The sequence below is a fragment of the Pseudomonas sp. AC070 genome (genome assembly GCF_979258635.1).
Genome location: NZ_OZ409871.1, coordinates 3,753,947 through 3,772,657, shown reverse-complemented (window position 1 = coordinate 3,772,657; position 18,711 = coordinate 3,753,947). Strand labels below are relative to the sequence as shown.

At 59.4% G+C, this 18,711-nt stretch carries 15 protein-coding genes and 3 tRNA genes; 15 read left to right on the top strand and 3 right to left on the bottom strand.

Annotated features, from left to right (window positions below; all coding sequences use genetic code 11):
• Positions 1 to 85: 85 nt before the first annotated feature.
• Positions 86 to 1,458, bottom strand: a protein-coding gene (locus tag ACZZ0Q_RS16955; protein WP_463560771.1) for an IS3 family transposase whose coding sequence is annotated in 2 segments (ribosomal slippage) — positions 86 to 976 and positions 979 to 1,458 — 1,371 coding nt in all. Because the reading frame shifts where the segments join, the coding sequence is not laid out codon by codon here.
• A 347-nt stretch (positions 1,459 to 1,805) separates the two neighbouring features.
• Between ACZZ0Q_RS16955 and ACZZ0Q_RS16950 the strand changes: the two genes are divergently transcribed.
• The 14 genes from ACZZ0Q_RS16950 to ACZZ0Q_RS16885 all read left to right on the top strand — a co-directional run bounded on the left by ACZZ0Q_RS16950 (position 1,806) and on the right by ACZZ0Q_RS16885 (position 15,575).
• Complete coding sequence (locus ACZZ0Q_RS16950) at positions 1,806 to 3,026, top strand: aspartate aminotransferase family protein (protein ID WP_463541491.1); 1,221 nt, start codon at positions 1,806 to 1,808, stop codon at positions 3,024 to 3,026.
• A gap of 178 nt (positions 3,027 to 3,204) precedes the next feature.
• The gene (aruF, locus tag ACZZ0Q_RS16945; protein ID WP_122451800.1) at positions 3,205 to 4,218 is read left to right on the top strand and encodes an arginine/ornithine succinyltransferase subunit alpha; all 1,014 of its coding nucleotides are present in this window, start codon (positions 3,205 to 3,207) and stop codon (positions 4,216 to 4,218) included.
• Between the two features lie 11 nt (positions 4,219 to 4,229).
• The gene (astA, locus tag ACZZ0Q_RS16940) at positions 4,230 to 5,261 is read left to right on the top strand and encodes an arginine N-succinyltransferase (protein WP_463541492.1); all 1,032 of its coding nucleotides are present in this window, start codon (positions 4,230 to 4,232) and stop codon (positions 5,259 to 5,261) included.
• Positions 5,258 to 6,721: a succinylglutamate-semialdehyde dehydrogenase gene (gene astD / locus ACZZ0Q_RS16935; RefSeq protein WP_463541493.1), complete on the top strand. Its 1,464-nt coding sequence runs from the start codon at positions 5,258 to 5,260 to the stop codon at positions 6,719 to 6,721. Before astA ends, astD begins: the two co-directional genes overlap by 4 nt.
• Positions 6,718 to 8,085, top strand: a complete 1,368-nt coding sequence (gene astB / locus ACZZ0Q_RS16930; protein ID WP_463541494.1) for an N-succinylarginine dihydrolase — start codon at positions 6,718 to 6,720, stop codon at positions 8,083 to 8,085. The genes astD and astB overlap by 4 nt, the downstream gene beginning before the upstream one ends.
• A 13-nt stretch (positions 8,086 to 8,098) precedes the next feature.
• Complete coding sequence (locus ACZZ0Q_RS16925) at positions 8,099 to 8,386, top strand: topoisomerase II (RefSeq protein WP_108097275.1); 288 nt, start codon at positions 8,099 to 8,101, stop codon at positions 8,384 to 8,386.
• 28 nt (positions 8,387 to 8,414) lie between these two features.
• Complete coding sequence (astE, locus tag ACZZ0Q_RS16920; protein ID WP_463541495.1) at positions 8,415 to 9,434, top strand: succinylglutamate desuccinylase; 1,020 nt, start codon at positions 8,415 to 8,417, stop codon at positions 9,432 to 9,434.
• An 81-nt stretch (positions 9,435 to 9,515) separates the two neighbouring features.
• Entirely contained in the window at positions 9,516 to 10,529 is a 1,014-nt protein-coding gene (gene ltaE / locus ACZZ0Q_RS16915; protein WP_463560770.1) for a low-specificity L-threonine aldolase, read from the top strand.
• A 211-nt stretch (positions 10,530 to 10,740) separates the two neighbouring features.
• Positions 10,741 to 13,365: an alanine--tRNA ligase gene (alaS, locus tag ACZZ0Q_RS16910; RefSeq protein WP_463541496.1), complete on the top strand. Its 2,625-nt coding sequence runs from the start codon at positions 10,741 to 10,743 to the stop codon at positions 13,363 to 13,365.
• An 87-nt stretch (positions 13,366 to 13,452) separates the two neighbouring features.
• The gene (locus ACZZ0Q_RS16905) at positions 13,453 to 14,688 is read left to right on the top strand and encodes an aspartate kinase (RefSeq protein WP_463541497.1); all 1,236 of its coding nucleotides are present in this window, start codon (positions 13,453 to 13,455) and stop codon (positions 14,686 to 14,688) included.
• A 195-nt stretch (positions 14,689 to 14,883) separates the two neighbouring features.
• Positions 14,884 to 15,069, top strand: coding sequence for a carbon storage regulator CsrA (gene csrA / locus ACZZ0Q_RS16900; RefSeq protein ID WP_003283978.1), 186 nt, complete (start codon positions 14,884 to 14,886; stop codon positions 15,067 to 15,069).
• 61 nt (positions 15,070 to 15,130) lie between these two features.
• Positions 15,131 to 15,221 (top strand) — tRNA-Ser (locus tag ACZZ0Q_RS16895).
• A gap of 107 nt (positions 15,222 to 15,328) precedes the next feature.
• A tRNA-Arg gene (locus ACZZ0Q_RS16890) sits at positions 15,329 to 15,405 on the top strand.
• A 93-nt stretch (positions 15,406 to 15,498) separates the two neighbouring features.
• Positions 15,499 to 15,575, top strand: a tRNA-Arg gene (locus tag ACZZ0Q_RS16885).
• Positions 15,576 to 15,616: 41 nt separating this feature from the next.
• Here the strand turns inward: ACZZ0Q_RS16885 and ACZZ0Q_RS16880 are convergent.
• A complete protein-coding gene (locus ACZZ0Q_RS16880; RefSeq protein WP_463541498.1) occupies positions 15,617 to 16,126 on the bottom strand; it encodes a DUF4124 domain-containing protein in 510 nt (169 codons plus the stop codon).
• Between the two features lie 316 nt (positions 16,127 to 16,442).
• Here ACZZ0Q_RS16880 and mgtE point away from each other — a divergent pair, with 316 nt between their 5' ends.
• A complete protein-coding gene (gene mgtE, locus ACZZ0Q_RS16875) occupies positions 16,443 to 17,885 on the top strand; it encodes a magnesium transporter (protein WP_463541499.1) in 1,443 nt (480 codons plus the stop codon).
• Positions 17,886 to 17,968: 83 nt separating this feature from the next.
• Here mgtE and ACZZ0Q_RS16870 read toward each other — a convergent pair whose 3' ends face one another.
• Positions 17,969 to 18,301, bottom strand: a complete 333-nt coding sequence (locus tag ACZZ0Q_RS16870; protein ID WP_122451789.1) for an Arc family DNA-binding protein — start codon at positions 18,299 to 18,301, stop codon at positions 17,969 to 17,971.
• Positions 18,302 to 18,711: the final 410 nt, after the last annotated feature.

Below are 18,711 nucleotides of genomic sequence, written 5' to 3'. Positions count from 1 at the left end.
CGCACATTTAATAGCATCGCGGCTAAAGCCGCTCCCACAGACAGCCCTGGTTTGAAGTGCGCCCCAAAAGTTGGACACGTACTGGTTAAGCCATGACGGCCTTTGCTCTGTAAGCAACAGGGCTGAGGCCGCCTAGCTTCATCTTGATCCGATCATGGTTGTAGTAACGGATGTATTCGTCCAGCCCGGCTTGCAGCTGAGCGACGTTATCGAAACGCTCGCGGTAGAAGTACTCCGACTTAAGCGTGCCAAAAAAGCTCTCCATTGTGGCGTTGTCCAGGCAGTTGCCTTTGCGTGACATGCTTTGCTTCAGGCCTGCTTTTTCCAAGCGCTCCCGGTAGTCAGGATATTGGTAGTGCCAGCCCTGATCTGAGTGCAGCAGCGGTTTTGCCGTCTCGGGCAGACCTTCAAGCGCTTGCTCCAGCATGCGGCCTACCAAGGCGTAACGTGGTCGGGTGTCGGTTTGATAGGCAACGATTTCGCCGTTGAACAGGTCCAGCACCGGGGACAGGTAAAGCTTTTCGCCGGCCACTTTGAACTCGGTTACGTCCGTGACCCACTTCTGGTTTGGCTGGTCCGCTTCAAACTGACGGGCCAAAACATTAGGCGAAGCCTTGCCGACCAAGCCCCGATACGAGCGGTACTTTTTCGGTCGCACCGTGCATTTGAGATTTAGATCGCCCATGAGGCGCCGCACCGTTTTGCTGTTAACCATCTGGCCAGCATTACGCAGCGCAGCGGTCATTCGGCGATAGCCATAGCGCCCCATATGCTCCTCCTGAACGCTCTGGATAGAGGCTTTCAGAGGCGCGAACCGATCTCCGGTGTTCATCAGATTGAGCTGGTAGTAATACGTGCTGCGCGCCAACTGCGCGACTTCAAGCAGTTCTTCGAGCGAGAAATGATCACGCAGCTCGGTGATCAACTTCGTTTTTTCTTTGCTGCTTTCTCCTGCCTTTTCTTCTCCTCCCTGTGCTCCTTGAGCTTTTTTAGCCAGGCGTTCTCCACTTGGAGCTTGCGTAGCTTGAGCAGCAACTCAGCATGCGAAAGATCTTCATCGCTTGTGGTTTCAGGTGCAAAGGGCTTGGCGGGAGGTAGTGTCATAACGGCGGGCGGTCCTTTCCTGGCTGACTCCAGGGCTTCAAAGCCGCCACTGTAATACTGCTGCTGCCATATGCCCACTTGGGTTGAATTACCCAAATTGAAAGCCGCAGCCACGCAACGAAAAGAAAGATTTTCACGCCACATCTGCTGAAGAACAGCGAGCTTGAACTCTGCGCTATAGCTGACTGGCCGGGCCCGCAGGCTGGCATCGCCATGCAACCGGTAGGCTTCTACCCAACGCCGAAGCAGGGTGGGATCTAGCTGGAATTGCTCAGCAATAAAGCGAAAGCCTCGGCCTCGCTCAAGGAAGGCGGTGATAACAGACAGCTTGAAATGCGTTGTGTACTTGCTCATGGAAGAAGCCCCAAAGGTTGGATGGGTGTCCAACTTTTGGGGCGCACTTCAAGCCTCGTTCCATGTGGGAGCGGCTTTAGCCGCGATGCTCTTGACCTCGGATACTTGAAGGCGCCGTCGCTCGAGATCCCATAACCCCCGCTTCGATCATATTTCCGTCCCGCCGCCAACACTGTTTAAACTGCGCCTTCGCGACCCTTTCTGTCGCCTTTATGAAAGCCGCGAAAAATCAGGGGTTGGCGCTATAAGAAGTTGTCGCATGCCGACAATGCCCTCCCCAAATCAGTCCCTACAATTCATTCCAACGCCGGCCTGTGGGGTCGGCGGTCCTTGTCAGGAGAGCTTCGATGTCCGTTGAGCAAGTGCAGGTCCAGCGCGCCGATTTTGATCAGGTGATGGTGCCCAACTACGCCCCAGCCGCGTTTATTCCGGTGCGTGGTGAGGGTTCCCGAGTCTGGGATCAAAGCGGCCGAGAGCTGATCGACTTTGCTGGCGGCATTGCCGTGAACTCCTTGGGCCACGCGCACCCGGCGCTGGTCAAGGCACTCACTGAACAAGCCAACAAAATCTGGCATGTGTCCAACGTGTTCACCAACGAGCCGGCCTTGCGCCTGGCGCACAAGTTGGTCGACGCCACCTTTGCCGAACGCGTGTTTCTCGCCAACTCCGGCGCCGAAGCCAACGAAGCCGCCTTCAAGCTGGCGCGCCGTTATGCCAGCGACGTGTATGGCCCGGAAAAATTCGAAATCATCGCCGCCACCAACAGTTTCCACGGCCGCACGCTGTTCACCGTAACCGTGGGCGGGCAGCCGAAGTATTCCGATGGCTTTGGCCCGAAAATCGAAGGCATCACCCACGTTCCATTCAACGACCTGGCTGCCCTCAAAGCCGCCATTTCGGATAAAACCTGCGCCGTGGTGCTTGAGCCGGTGCAAGGCGAGGGCGGTATTTTGCCGGCCGACAAAGCCTATCTGCAGGCCGTGCGCGAACTGTGCGATGCCCATAACGCGCTGCTGGTGTTCGATGAAGTGCAAAGCGGCATGGGCCGCAGCGGCGAGCTGTTTGCTTATATGAACTACGGCGTCACGCCAGACATTCTCTCCAGCGCCAAGAGCCTGGGCGGCGGTTTCCCGATTGGCGCCATGCTCACCACCACTAAAATCGCCTCGCACCTGGCGGTTGGCGTGCACGGCACTACTTACGGCGGCAACCCGCTGGCCTGCGCCGTCGCCGGCGCGGTGCTGGATGTGATCAACACCCCGGAAGTACTGAACGGCGTGAAAGCCAAGCACGAGCGCTTCAGAGCGCGCCTGGAGGCCATGGCCGCCAAGTACGGCATCTTCAGCGAAGTGCGCGGTCTGGGCCTGTTGATCGGCGCAGCGCTGAGCGATGCCTGGAAAGGCAAAGCCAAAGACGTGCTCAACGCCGCTGAAAAAGAATGCGTGATGGTGCTGCAAGCCGGTCCGGACGTGGTGCGTTTCGCGCCAAGCCTGGTGATTCCGGACGCCGACATCGACGAAGGTCTGGACCGCTTCGAGCGCGCCGTGGCCAAGCTGACCCAAGCCTGACGGCTTACGCGAACGCTGAAGCTTTCCCGATCCTGTAGGAGCGGCTTCAGCCGCGATGCCCTTAAGACACATCTAGAGCATCGCGGCTAACCGGAGCCCCGAACCGGCCGCTCCTACAAAATTCGAGCCTTCAGCGTTCCCGCTTTTCAAATACCAAGAGAATTTAAGGAGTAACACCATGCTGGTGATGCGCCCTGCGCAAATGGCTGACTTGGCTGACGTGCAACGTCTGGCCGCGGACAGCCCGGTTGGTGTTACTTCGCTGCCGGACGATGCCGGCCGGCTGGGCGATAAAATCGCCGCGTCGGAAGCGTCGTTCGCCGCCGAGGTCAGTTTCAATGGCGAAGAGAGCTATTTCTTCGTGCTGGAAGACACCGAGACCGGCCGCCTGGTCGGCTGCTCTGGCGTTGTCGCTTCGGCCGGTTATTCCGAGCCGTTCTACAGCTTCCGCAACGAAACCTTCGTACACGCTTCACGCTCGTTGTCGATCCACAACAAGATTCACGTGTTGTCGCTGTGCCACGACCTGACCGGCAACAGCCTGCTCACCAGCTTCTACGTTGAGCAGCCGCTAGTGGATTCGCCGTGGGCCGAGCTGAACTCCCGTGGTCGCCTGCTGTTTGTGGCCAGCCACCCGGAGCGCTTTGCCGATGCGGTGGTGGTGGAGATTGTTGGCCACAGCGACGAGCAGGGCGACTCGCCGTTCTGGGACGCCGTGGGTCGCAACTTCTTCGACCTCAACTACGCCGAAGCTGAGCGCCTGTGCGGGCTGAAGAGCCGGACCTTTCTGGCCGAGCTGATGCCGCATTACCCGATTTACGTGCCATTGCTCCCCGACGAAGCCCAGGAAGCCATGGGCCAAGTGCATCCGCGTGCGCAGATCACCTTCGACATTCTGATGCGCGAAGGCTTTGAAACCGACCACTACATCGACATCTTCGACGGCGGCCCGACGCTGCATGCGCGCACCTCGGGCATTCGCTCGATTGCACAAAGTCGTGTGGTGCCGGCGCGTGTCGGCGAGCCTGGCAAAGGCCGCTTGTATTTGGTTGCCAACGGCCAGCTGCAGGATTTTCGCGCGGTGGTGGTGGAGTTGGATTGGGTGCCGGGCAAGCCGGTGAACCTGAGTGCTGATGTTGCTGAGGCCTTGGGCGTCGGTGAGGGCGCGAGCGTGCGCCTGGTTGCGGTTTAAGAGGAATAGCCATGATCGTTCGTCCCGTGCGCAGTGCTGACTTGCCTGCCTTGATAGACCTGGCCCGCAGCACCGGCGCTGGCTTGACCACCCTGCCAGCCAACGAAGAGCGCCTGGCGCACCGCGTTGGCTGGGCCGAAAAGGCGTTCCGTGGCGAGGCGACCCGCGCCGATGCCGACTACCTGTTCGTGCTGGAAGACGACGCCGGCAAAGTGGTCGGCATTTCTGCCGTGGCCGGTGCCGTGGGCCTGCGTGAGCCTTGGTACAACTACCGCGTCGGCCTCACGGTGAGCGCTTCCCAAGAGCTGAATATCTACCGCGAAATTCCGACGCTGTTCCTGGCCAACGATCTGACGGGCAATTCGGAACTGTGCTCGCTGTTTTTGCAGGCGGACCACCGCACCGGGCTCAATGGTCGGTTACTGTCCAAGGCACGCTTCCTGTTTATCGCCGAATTCCCGCAGCTGTTCGGCAACAAGCTGATCGCCGAAATGCGCGGCATGTCGGATGAACATGGGCGCTCGCCGTTCTGGGAGAGCCTGGGGCGGCACTTCTTCAAAATGGAGTTCTCCCGCGCCGACTACCTCACCGGTGTAGGCAACAAGGCGTTTATCGCCGAGCTGATGCCTAAGTTTCCGCTGTACACGTGCTTCCTGTCGGAAGAAGCACGGGACATTATCGGCCGCGTGCACCCCGATACCGAGCCGGCGCTGAACATGCTCAAGGCCGAAGGCTTCAGCTATCAGGGCTACGTCGACATCTTCGACGCCGGCCCAGCCATTGAGGCGGAAACAAACAAGATTCGTGCGGTGCGCGACAGCCAGGCGCTGGTGCTGGCCATCGGCACGCCGGGCGACGACGCCACCACCTTCCTGATGCACAACCGCAAGCGCGAAGAGTGCCGCATCACTGCCGTCCCGGCGCGTTTGGCGGCAGGCACGCTGGTGGTTGATCAGGCCACGGCTAAACGCTTGCAACTCAAGGCCGGCGATCAGGTGCGTGCCGTGCCGCTGGCGGTGGAAAACAAGGAGCTGAGCCGATGAGCAGCCATTACATTGCAGGCGCCTGGCAGGCTGGCGCGGGTGAGGCGCTGGAGTCGTTGAACCCGGTGACACAAGCCGTGGTGTGGGCCGGCAAGGCGGCCACGGCGGCGCAGGTGGATGTGGCGGTGCAAGCGGCTCGAGCGGCGTTTCCGGCGTGGGCGAAGCTGACTCTGGACGAACGCATTGCCGTGCTCGAACGCTTTGCCGCCACCCTCAAAGCGCGGGGCGATGAACTGGCGCGCACCATTGGTGAAGAAACCGGCAAACCGTTGTGGGAGTCGGCCACCGAGGTGACCAGTATGGTCAACAAGGTCGCCATTTCCGTTCAGAGCTACCGCGAGCGCACCGGCGAGAAAAGCGGCCCGCTGGCGGACGCCACCGCTGTGCTGCGCCACAAGCCTCATGGCGTGGTCGCCGTGTTTGGCCCCTATAACTTTCCCGGCCACTTGCCCAACGGCCATATCGTGCCGGCGCTGCTGGCGGGCAATACGGTGGTGTTCAAGCCGAGTGAGCTGACGCCCAAAGTGGCCGAGCTGACAGTGCAGTGCTGGATTGAAGCTGGCCTGCCTGCGGGCGTGCTGAATCTGCTGCAAGGCGCTCGCGATACCGGTGTTGCCCTGGCGGCTCATGCCGGCATCGATGGATTGTTTTTCACCGGCTCCAGCCGCACCGGGAATCTGCTGCATCAACAGTTTGCCGGTCGCCCGGACAAGATTCTGGCCCTGGAAATGGGCGGCAATAACCCGCTGGTAGTCGATGAAGTCAGCGACCTCGACGCTGCCGTGTACACCATTATCCAGTCGGCGTTTATTTCCGCTGGCCAGCGCTGCACCTGCGCGCGCCGCCTGCTGGTGCCGCAAGGCGCGTGGGGCGATGCGCTGTTGGCACGCCTGGTTGCGGTGGCCGCGACGGCTCAGGTTGGCGCGTTCGACGCACAGCCGGCCCCGTTTATGGGCTCGGTCATTTCCCTGGAAGCGGCTCGGCAGTTGCTAAAAGCCCAGGCGCATCTGCTCAGCAGCGGCGCCACCGCGTTGCTGGCAATGAGTCAGCCGCTGGAAAATGCCGCCTTGCTGACCCCCGGCATCATCGACGTCACGGCTGTAAGCGAGCGCCCCGACGAAGAGTTTTTCGGCCCGCTGCTGCAAGTGATCCGTTACAGCGATTTTGCTGGCGCCATCGCCGAAGCCAACAACACCCAGTACGGCCTGGCCGCCGGTTTGCTGTCTGATTCGGCCGAGCGCTATCAGCAGTTCTGGCTGGAAAGCCGCGCCGGCATCGTTAACTGGAACAAACAACTGACTGGGGCGGCGAGTTCGGCGCCGTTTGGCGGCGTGGGCGCCTCGGGCAACCACCGCGCCAGTGCCTATTACGCGGCGGACTACTGCGCGTACCCAGTCGCCTCACTGGAAAGCGAACGCGTGAGCCTGCCTGCAACCCTGACCCCGGGAGTCAGCCTGTGACTGTCGCCAATAATAAAAACACTGCGTATGAAGTGAACTTCGATGGCCTGGTTGGCCCGACCCACAACTACGGCGGCTTGTCGTACGGCAATGTGGCGTCGCAAGGCAACAGCCAGCAGGTGTCCAACCCGAAGGTCGCGGCCAAGCAAGGCCTGGCGAAAATGAAAGCGCTGATGGAAATGGGCTTCAAGCAGGGCGTGTTGGCCCCGCAGGAACGCCCGGATGTCGCCGCGTTGCGCCGTATCGGTTTTACCGGCAGCGATGCCGAGGTGATTCAGCGCGCCGCCAAAGAAGCGATGCCGCTGCTGGTCGCCAGTTGCTCGGCCTCAAGCATGTGGACCGCCAACGCCGCCACCGTCAGCCCCAGCGCTGATACGCGCGACGGCAAGGTGCATTTCACCGCCGCCAACCTCAACTGCAAATTCCACCGCAGCCTCGAACACCCGACCACCAGCCGCATTCTCGGCGCGATGTTCGCCGACGAAGGCCACTTCGCCCATCACGCCGCCTTGCCCGCCGTTGCCCAGTTTGGCGACGAAGGCGCGGCGAACCACACCCGCTTGTGCAAAGACTACGGCGATGCCGGCGTGGAATTTTTTGTGTTCGGCCGCAGCGCCTTCGACGCCCGCTACCCCGGCCCGCAACGCTACCCGGCGCGGCAAACGCTGGAAGCCAGCCAGGCGGTGGTGCGCTTGCATGGCCTGGACGAGGCCGGCGTGGTGTACGCCCAGCAAAATCCGGCCGTGATTGATCAGGGCGTGTTCCATAACGACGTGATCGCGGTCGGGAACGGCGAAGTGCTGTTCTATCACCAGGACGCATTCCTGGAGACCGACAAAGTGCTGGCCGAGCTGCACGACAAACTCGCCCGCCGTGGCGGCCGGTTGCAGGCCGTGTGTGTGCCGCGCGACGCCGTCAGCGTTGAAGACGCCGTGCATTCGTACTTGTTCAACAGCCAGCTGTTGTCCCGGGCCGATGGCGGCATGTTGTTGATCGTGCCGGAGGAGTGCCGCAACAACGAACGCGTGTGGCGTTACTTGTCGCGCCTGACCGCCGAAGACGGACCGATCCGAGACGTGCAGGTTTTCGATCTCAAGCAAAGCATGCAAAACGGCGGCGGCCCGGCGTGTTTGCGCCTGCGCGTGGCGCTTAAAGACCAGGAACTGGACGCGGTAAACAGCGGCGTGCTCATGACGCCCTCGCTGTACGACACGCTTAATGTGTGGGTCGACAAGCACTACCGCGACCGCATGGCCGAGAGCGACCTGGCCGATCCTCAGTTGCTTGTCGAATGCCGTTCGGCATTGGATGAGCTCACGCAGATCCTTAAACTAGGCTCTGTGTACCCCTTCCAGCTTAATTAAGAGTGTGTTGACCATGTCCGATAGCCTGCAATTGATCCTCGAAGATACCGACGGCACCCAGCTGGAGACGTCCTGCACTCGCTTTGCCGTTATCTGGCAGGGCAAGGAAGTGTGGATTCAGCAAGACGGCCGCGGCCAACTGATCATCGGCGTGGACGTGGAGGAGGGCGACGAGGAATACGCCAACCTGTTGCTGCGCCCGCTGGCTACCAACCTGGTGAGCCTGGAGCTGGAAATGGAGCCCGCCGGCCAGATCGACGACGAAGACGGTCACGTGCATGGCCCGGACTGCAACCACTAAAACCGCCACACCAAGACGGAACTTACCCATGCTAGCCCTCGGCAAACTGCTGGAACTGACCCTGGTGGGCCGCGAGCCGGCCGCGAAGATTCAGCTGACGCCGGAGGGCGCACGGTTGCGCTGGTTGGCCGAGGGCGCATTGGAGATTACGCCGCCTGCCGGCCAGGACAGCGGCCTCGACTTGCTGCTGTCCGCCGGCATTCACGGCAATGAAACCGCGCCTATCGAACTGCTCGATCGCCTGCTGCACGGCATCGCCCGGGGCGAGTTAAAACCGCGCGCGCGCATTCTGTTTCTGCTCGGCAACCCCGACGCCATGCGCAAGGGCGAGCGCTACATCGAGCAAGACATCAACCGTCTGTTCAATGGCCGCCACGCGCAGAGCAGCGGTTTCGAGGCCCTGCGCGCCTGCGAGTTGGAGCGCCTGAGCACCACGTTCTTCAACCAGGCGCCCAGCGACTCGCCTCGCCAGCGTTTGCATTACGACCTGCACACGGCCATTCGCGGTTCGAAAATCGAGCAGTTCGCGCTGTATCCCTGGCGCGAGGGCTGCAAGCATTCCGTGAGCGAACTGGCACGTCTGAAGGCGGCGGGCGTGGCAGCCGTGCTGCTGCAAAGCAAAGCGTCCATCACGTTCAGCGCGTTCACCTACGCGCAGCTCAATGCCGAAGCCTTCACCCTGGAATTGGGCAAGGCGCGCGCCTTTGGACAGAACGAGGCAGTGAATCTCGATGCCCTTGAGGAACGCTTGCAGCGGCTGATCGAGAACAACGAGCCGCCGCTGGACGCCGCTGATCTCGATGGCCTGCAGCTGTTCGCCGTGTCGCGGGAAATCATCAAACACAGCGACGCGTTCCGCCTCAACCTGCCTGCCGACATCGAAAACTTCAGCGAGCTGCCCGTGGGCTATGTGTTGGCCGAAGACATCGCCGGCATGCGCTGGGTCGTGGACGAGCAGGGCGCGCGCATTATTTTCCCCAATCCCAAGGTCGCAAACGGGCTGCGCGCCGGCATTCTTGTGGTGCCCACCAGCGCTGACGCGTTGTAGTCGCCATTTAGTCGTAGAGCCTCTTGTCGCTGCGGGGCGCCTGCATTAGGGTCGACAGTCCGCCGTACAGGAGCGCTGTAAATGCCCGTTATCGACTTGCGTAGCGACACCGTCACCCAGCCCACCGCCGGTATGCGCGAGGCCATGTTGCAGGCCCCGGTCGGCGATGACGTTTACGGCGAAGACCCCACCGTTATCCGATTGCAAGACTACCTAGCCGACAAGCTTGGCTTTGCCCAAGGCTTGTTCGTGCCCAGCGGCACCATGAGCAATCTGCTTGGCTTGATGGCGCACTGCGAACGGGGCGATGAGTACATCGTCGGCCAGGAAGCCCACACTTATAAATACGAGGGGGGCGGGGCTGCGGTATTGGGCTCGATCCAGCCGCAGCCCTTGCAGGTAGAAGCTGACGGTTCCCTTGACCTGGCGCGTGTGGCAGCAGCAATCAAGCCCGACGATTTTCACTTTGCCCGCACCAAGCTAGTGGCGCTGGAAAACACCATGCAGAGCAAAGTGCTGCCGCTCAGGTACCTCGCGGCGGCGCGCAAGCTCACTCAGGAGCGCGGGCTACAGCTGCATCTGGACGGTGCCAGGCTGTACAACGCGGCGGTGAAACAGGCGGTTGATGCGCGGGAAATTACCCAATATTTCGACTCCGTTTCCGTGTGTTTATCCAAAGGTCTCGGCGCGCCTATAGGTTCGGTGCTGCTGGGCAGCGATCAACTCATCGACAGAGCGCGGCGCCTGCGCAAGATGGTCGGCGGCGGCATGCGCCAAGCCGGTATCCTTGCAGCAGCAGGACTGTATGCCTTGGAACATCAGGTGGCGCGTCTGGCTGATGACCACACCAATGCAGCAGCCCTGGCGGCCGGACTGGTGGAGCTGGGGTATAGCGTCGAGCCGGTGCAAACGAATATGGTCTACGTGCAGATGACAGGGCGTGCCGCCGCCTTGAAGGCATTTATGGCCGAACGCGGCATCACCATTTCCGCTGCCGACCGTTTGCGTCTGGTCACTCACCTCGACGTCAGTCGCGATGATATTGGCCAGGTGATCGACGCGTTTGCCGCTTTTGCGCAAACCCAGCCCGCTTGAAATAGGTAGCGGGTGGTAGGGGATTTTTGGCGTGTGGGTGAGCGTACCCATTGCGCACATTAGTTTTCATAGAGCCCATAGCGACAAAGGCACTGTACCCTGGGGCCGAGGCCGATATAATGCGGCCCTTTGCCGGCCTAAAAGCGGTAGTTTTTAGCCCTATCGCGCGCTGTACCTAATAGATCGCCGCCTTTCCCGTGGAAAAAAATTGATGAAAAGCGCAGAAATCCGCGAAGCCTTCCTCCGCTTCTTCGAAGAACAGGGTCACACCCGTGTTGCTTCCAGCTCGCTCATTCCGGGCAACGACCCAACGCTGCTGTTCACCAACGCCGGCATGAACCAGTTCAAAGACTGCTTCCTCGGCCAGGAAAAACGCGCCTACACCCGCGCCGTGAGCAGTCAGAAATGCGTGCGCGCCGGTGGCAAGCACAACGACCTGGAAAATGTCGGTTACACCGCACGTCACCACACCTTCTTCGAAATGCTCGGCAACTTCAGCTTTGGCGACTATTTCAAGCGCGACGCGATCAACTACGCCTGGCAATTTCTGACCTCGGAAAAATGGCTGAACCTGCCCAAGGAAAAACTCTGGGTGACGGTGTACGCCAGCGACGACGAGGCCTACGACATCTGGACCAAGGAAGTGGGCGTGCCGGCCGAACGCATGGTGCGTATCGGCGATAACAAAGGCGCGCCGTATGCGTCCGACAACTTCTGGACCATGGGCGACACCGGCCCATGCGGACCCTGCACCGAGATTTTCTTCGACCACGGCGCTGACATCTGGGGCGGCCCGCCGGGCTCGCAGGAAGAAGACGGCGACCGTTACATCGAAATCTGGAACAACGTCTTCATGCAGTTCAACCGCACTGCCGACGGCGTGCTGCATCCGCTGCCAGCGCCGTCGGTAGACACCGGCATGGGCCTGGAGCGCATCAGCGCCGTGCTGCAGCACGTGCATTCGAACTATGAAATCGACCTGTTCCAAAGCCTGCTGGCCGCCTGCGCCAAGGCCATTGGTTGCGCCAACGACGATCAGCCGTCGCTGAAAGTGGTGGCTGACCACATTCGCTCCTGCGGTTTCCTGATTGCCGATGGCGTGACGCCGTCGAACGAAGGCCGTGGCTATGTGCTGCGCCGCATCATTCGTCGCGCCTGCCGTCACGGCAACAAGCTGGGCGCCAAAGGCAGCTTCTTCTATCAGATCGTTGCCGCACTGGTCGCGGAAATGGGCGACGCCTTCCCGGAACTCAAGCAGCAGCAAGCGCACATTGAGCGCGTGCTGAAAACCGAAGAAGAGCAATTCGCCAAAACCCTCGAGCAGGGCCTGAAAATTCTCGAGCAGGATCTGGCAGAGCTCAAAGGCACCGTCATTCCAGGCGAAGTGATTTTCAAGCTGTACGACACCTTCGGTTTCCCGATGGACCTGACAGGCGACATCGCCCGTGAGCGCGAGCTGACTCTCGACGAAGCAGGTTTCGAGCGTGAGATGGAAGCGCAGCGCGTGCGCGCACGTTCGGCCAGCTCCTTCGGCATGGACTACAACAGCCTGGTAAAAGTCGACAGCGAAACCGTGTTCCTTGGCTACAAAGCCACCTCGGGCGCCGGCAAGGTGCTGGCGCTGTTCAAAGCCGGCCAGACCGTTGATGCGTTGGGTGCAGGCGAGGAGGGCGTGGTGGTTCTGGACCAGACGCCGTTCTACGCTGAGTCGGGTGGCCAGATTGGCGATTGCGGTTATCTGCAAGCGGCCGGCGTGCGCTTCGATGTGCGCGATACCACCAAAACCGGCGGCGCGTTCCTGCACCACGGTGTGGTCACCGAAGGCAGCCTGAAGGTTGGCGCGGCCATCGAGTCGCATGTTGAAGCCGACGTGCGCCAAGCCACCGCGTTGAACCACTCGGCCACGCACTTGCTGCACGCCGCATTGCGTCAGGTGCTGGGCGACCATGTTCAACAGAAAGGCTCGTTGGTTGACAGTCAGCGTCTACGCTTCGACTTCAGCCACTTCGAAGCCATCAAGCCTGAGCAGATCAAAGCGCTGGAAGAAATCGTCAACGCTGAAATCCGTAAGAACACTGCCGTCGAAACCGAAGAAACCGACATTGAAACCGCCAAGAACAAAGGCGCCATGGCGCTGTTCGGCGAAAAGTACGGCGACAACGTGCGCGTCTTGAGCATGGGCGGCAGCTTCTCGGTAGAGCTGTGCGGCGGTATTCATGCTTCGCGCACCGGCGATATCGCCCTGTTCAAAATCACCAGCGAAGGCGGCGTGGCTGCTGGCGTACGCCGTATCGAAGCGGTCACTGGCGCCGCGGCGCTGGCCTACCTGAACAGTGCCGAAGAGCAATTGAAAGAGGCGGCGGTGCTGGTTAAAGGCAACCGCGACAACCTGCTCGACAAGCTCAGCGGTCTGGTAGAGCGCAATCGTCAGCTGGAAAAAGAACTCGAGCAACTCAAGGCCAAGGCTGCGAGCGCGGCCGGCGACGATTTGTCGGGCTCGGCCGTAGAAGTGAAAGGCGTGAAGGTACTCGCCCATCGTCTGGATGGCTTGGACGGCAAAGCGCTGCTGGCGCTGGTCGACCAGTTGAAGAACAAGCTCGGCCGCGCAGTGATCCTGCTTGGCGGGGTGAGCGATGACAAAGTTGTGTTGGTCGCAGGCGTTACCCAGGACCTGACCGCGCAGCTCAAGGCTGGTGATTTGATGAAGCAGGCCGCTCAAGCGGTCGGCGGCAAGGGCGGCGGTCGCCCGGACATGGCCCAGGGCGGCGGCGTCGATGCCGGTGCACTGGACGCCGCGCTGGCGTTGACCGTGCCTTTCGTCGAACAGGGTCTATAACGCTCGCCCAACAATGCCGCCTGCTGCCCGGCAGGCGCCGGCATTGGGGTGAGGCGACTGATTAATGAGGGGCTGAGGCAGCTGCAAATGGCTTTGATCGTACAGAAGTTTGGGGGCACCTCCGTCGGCACCGTCGAGCGTATCGAGCAGGTGGCCGAGAAGGTCAAGAAATTCCACGAAGCCGGGACAGACCTGGTGATCGTGCTGTCGGCCATGAGCGGTGAAACCAACCGCCTGATCGACTTGGCCAAGCAGATTAGCGACCAACCGGTTCCCCGTGAGCTGGACGTTATGGTGTCTACCGGTGAGCAGGTGACTATCGCCCTGTTGGCCATGGCCCTGATTAAACGTGGCGTGCCGGCGGTGTCGTACACCGGTAACCAGGTGCGCATTCTCACCGACAGCGCTCATAACAAAGCGCGCATTCTGCAGATTGATGATCAGAAGATTCGCGCCGATCTCAAAGCTGGGCGCGTTGTCGTGGTGGCCGGTTTCCAAGGCGTAGACGAGCAGGGCAATATCACCACGCTCGGTCGTGGCGGCTCGGATACCACGGGCGTGGCACTGGCCGCAGCCTTGAAGGCCGATGAATGCCAGATTTACACCGATGTCGATGGCGTTTACACCACCGACCCGCGCGTCGTGCCGCAGGCGCGTCGTCTGGACAAGATCACCTTCGAAGAAATGCTGGAAATGGCCAGCTTGGGCTCGAAGGTGTTGCAGATCCGCTCGGTGGAATTCGCCGGCAAATACAACGTCCCGCTGCGCGTGCTGCACAGCTTCCAAGAGGGTCCGGGCACCCTTATTACTATTGATGAAGAGGAATCCATGGAACAGCCGATCATCTCCGGCATCGCCTTCAATCGCGACGAAGCCAAGCTGACCATCCGTGGCGTGCCGGATACCCCTGGTGTGGCCTTCAAGATTCTCGGTCCTATCAGTGCCGCGAACATTGAAGTGGACATGATCGTGCAGAACGTCGCGCACGATAACACCACCGATTTCACCTTCACCGTCCACCGCAACGACTACCAGAACGCCCAGCAAGTGCTGGAGCAGACGGCGCGTGAGATCAATGCGCGTGAAGTCAGCGGCGACCTGAAGATTGCCAAGGTGTCGATCGTTGGCGTTGGCATGCGCTCCCACGCGGGCGTGGCCAGCCGTATGTTCGAGGCGCTGGCTAAGGAGAGCATTAATATCCAGATGATCTCGACCTCCGAAATCAAGGTGTCGGTGGTGATCGAAGAGAAATACCTGGAATTGGCAGTACGAGCGTTGCACACCGCGTTCGAGTTGGACGCCCCGGCTCGACAAGGCGAATAAGCGATTATTCGAAAGGCGCGGTTGATTCCGCGCCTTTTGTCTTTTTGGCAGGGTAGGTGGAACTTTCTTTCTGCCTACACTAGTCAATACTTGGGTGACGGCAGCGGCGTGGCTTGATATGCACCGCTGCCGTCGCCATTTTAATTTTGCAGACTGTCTAGTTGTCCTGAACTGTAATCCGTAAGGAGAAAGGGAATGCTGATTCTGACTCGCCGGGTCGGAGAGACCCTGATGGTAGGTGACGATGTCACTGTCACCGTGTTGGGCGTTAAAGGTAATCAGGTGCGAATCGGCGTCAATGCGCCAAAGGAAGTTGCTGTGCACCGTGAGGAAATTTACCAGCGCATCCAGAAAGAGAAGGACCAAGAACCAAGCCACTAATTTTTATCAATTTTTGGCTTTGCAAACGGGGAAAACATGGATATCATGCGCCCCGTGTTGCGGAGAGGTGGCCGAGTGGCCGAAGGCGCTCCCCTGCTAAGGGAGTACACCTCAAAAGGGTGTCGGGGGTTCGAATCCCCCCTTCTCCGCCATTAATTTCAACGAAATTGATGTTCTGGTGTTTAGCGTTAAGTCGTTAAAATTACTGGAAAAATTTATTGAAAATCAATTTCTAAGCTTTATAATTTGCACCGCAAATGCACTCATAGCTCAGCTGGATAGAGTACTCGGCTACGAACCGAGCGGTCGGAGGTTCGAATCCTCCTGAGTGCACCATTTAAGCAGCCAGACTTGTTGCTAAAACAAGTCGGTTATTTAAGTCAGAGATGTAAGTTGAGAGTCTCTGAATGTTGTTGAAAGTTTTACTTTGCACTCATAGCTCAGCTGGATAGAGTACTCGGCTACGAACCGAGCGGTCGGAGGTTCGAATCCTCCTGAGTGCACCATATTTGAAGGGCCTGCAGACATGCAGGCCCTTTTTTATTGCCTAGGATTTTACGCAGCCATCGACATCGAAACTGATGTTGCGCTTACGGCCGCTGTGTTTGTCGACGTAGTTGAAGCGCACCTTGCCGTTTTGACTGCTGATGCTGTCGGGCTTGCCTAGCATGCTCTCGACGTCCGACTGGGTCATGCCTGCGCGGGCTTCCTTGTTGATCATCGCCTTGCGCCGCGCTGCGGGCGTAAGCACATTGCCGCAACCGTCTTGCCGTGCACCTGTACCTGCGACAGCAGAGCCCTGCCGGTTCGCGCGTGGCGGCTTTTCACTCGCAGTCTTGCTCACCTTTTTTGTGGGTTGGGCAGCCCCTGCGTTTTCAGATTCAGTGCTCGGCATGTCGAGTATTTCACTAGCCAGCCCATGCTCGGATGAGCAGCCAAGTTGAGTGAAGGTGACGTGGCCTTTTTCGTCTTGGCAGCGGTGAACCGTAGCGCTAAAGGAAGTAGTGGCGGGGCAAAGAAGAAGTGCAAGCGTAATGAGTGCAAGCATGAGATGCATGGGGTGTCCTCCGTGACAGAAGTTGCAACCCTAACGCGTAAAAATTCGTCGGTCTGTAGTGCCCCATGGCACTTGCAATGCGTCGTACACAGGATTCAGAAGAAACCTAGCTTTGTGGCGCAAGCACTTGTTCTTGCCTAGATTTTGTCGCATGCAAAGCCAAGGCACAGTGGTATCATTTGCCGGTCAGCCTCGCCGAGGCTTATGGATTGCCATCATGGACTTACCCAGTAGTAGCTCAAGACCTCGCTTTACCAATCAAGAATTGACTGATTGATCCCTTTGGCGCGCTCTGCCGCTGGGGGTGGAGTGTGCTATGACAGAAGTAGAAGCAAAAAAGCCGCAAGAAAGCCTGCAGGACCGACTTGCCCAAGTCGTTGAACTGCTGCATCGACACCGGCTTGTTGAAGACCTGACGCACCGTCAGGAAGGCCAGAATCAGGAGCGCGTGGAGAGCCTGGTTCACCGGCAAAATCTCGCCGAGCTGCAACGCAAGCTCGACGACCTGCACTCCGCCGACGTTGCCCATATTCTCGAAGCGCTGCCGCTCGATGATCGTCTGACGGTATGGCAGTTGGTCAAAGCCGAGCGCGACGGCGACATTCTCCTCGAAGTATCCGATTCGGTTCGTGAAACGCTGATCGCCGACATGGACGATCACGAGATTCTCGCGGCCGCTAAAGACATGGACGCCGACGAGCTGGCCGACCTCGCGCCGGAGCTTCCGCGCGACGTTGTGCACGAACTGATGGAAACTCTTGACGCCCAGCAACGCGAACGCGTGCGGTCGGCGTTGTCGTATGAGGAAGACCAGGTCGGCGCACTGATGGACTTCGAGATGGTCACCATCCGCGAAGACGTCAGCCTGGAAGTGGTGCTTCGTTACCTGCGCCGCTTGAAGGAGCTGCCGGGCCATACCGATAAATTGTTCGTGGTCGATTACGACGGCGTGCTCAAAGGCGTGCTGCCGATTAAGCGCTTGTTGGTCAATGATCCAGACAAGCAAGTCGCCGAAGTCATGGCCGACGATCCGGTGAGCTTCCATCCCGATGAGGACGCCTATGACGCTGCGCAAGCGTTCGAGCGCTACGATCTTATTTCCGCACCGGTGGTGGACAAAAACGGCAAGCTGATTGGCCGTTTGACCATCGACGAAATGGTCGACTTGATTCGCGAAGAAAGCGAAACCGAAGTGCTGAACATGGCGGGTCTGCGTGAGGAAGAAGATATCTTCGCCTCGGTGTGGAAATCGCTGCGTAACCGCTGGGCTTGGCTGGCAATCAACTTGATCACTGCCTTTATCGCCTCGCGCGTGATCGGCTTGTTTGAAGGGTCGATCGAAAAGCTGGTGGCGCTGGCGGCGTTGATGCCAATCGTGGCAGGCATCGGCGGCAACTCGGGCAACCAAACCATCACCATGATCGTTCGCGCGATGGCGTTGGATCAGGTGAGTACGGGCAATACCTCGCGTTTGATGCGTAAGGAATTGGCGGTATCGCTGTTCAACGGCGTGGTGTGGGGCGGGGTGATTGGCGGCGTGGCGTACATGCTTTACGGCAGTTGGTCGCTGGGTATCGTCATGACGGCTGCGATGACGCTCAACCTGTTGCTCGCCGCATTTATGGGGGTCCTCATTCCCATGACCTTGACGCGCATGGGTCGCGACCCGGCGTTAGGCTCCAGCGTGATGATTACAGCAGTGACCGACAGCGGCGGCTTCTTTATCTTCCTGGGCCTCGCCACGCTCTTTCTGCTGTAAGCGCGCTAGATCCGACAGACATAAAAAAACCGCCAGTGGCGGTTTTTTTATGGAGGCTTGTTACGTTGAGCAGTTCGGCCGACTTAGGCTTCTTCTGCTTCAGCGTTCATCTCGGCATCGTGAGCGATCAAAGCGACCAAGGCATTTTGCTGACGACGGGACAGTTGGCGAAACCGTTGCAGCAGCTCACGCTCATGCAGGGAAAGTTCCGGTCTATCCAAGCGCATGCTCAGGTCTTCGTCCAGCGAGCCTTCCTGGAGCATGCTCTGTTCCAGGCGAGCGATGATCTCGGAGTTCATGCTGCGGTGATGATTACGCGCTACATCCGCGATGCGCTCGCGCATGCCATCGGGTAAACGAACGACGAACTTGTCAGCCGTACGGCTGGAATAAATAGCCTGTTTCATAGGGCGCATACATTTAAACCGGTTAGTTCAGGGAAGCGATGCTGGCACTTGGCTGCATGATTGTCACCGGTTTGACCATCATTAGCACTAGCCGTTCAACGGGAGGGCAATTATCCCCTGTTGACCCATGAGTCGCTGCATCAGTTATTTGACGCCAAATCTGTGTCGCAGTTTGAACGCGCTAGCGGCTTTGTGCCAGCACCAACTGTCGAAAATGCGCGCCATTTGTCAAAGTGGGTATTTCTGGCACGGAAGTACTGTGCATTTAAGCCCATGTTTGCGCTGTCGTCATACAACTTGTCGGCATTGGTGAGGAGTTTCACGATTTGCTTGCCCAGTCTGAGACGTGATCGGGCAAGATTGCGGCTCCGTCGGATCAGAGCGGCATTAGCGCTAGGCATTTGTAGTGAGGTGATGTA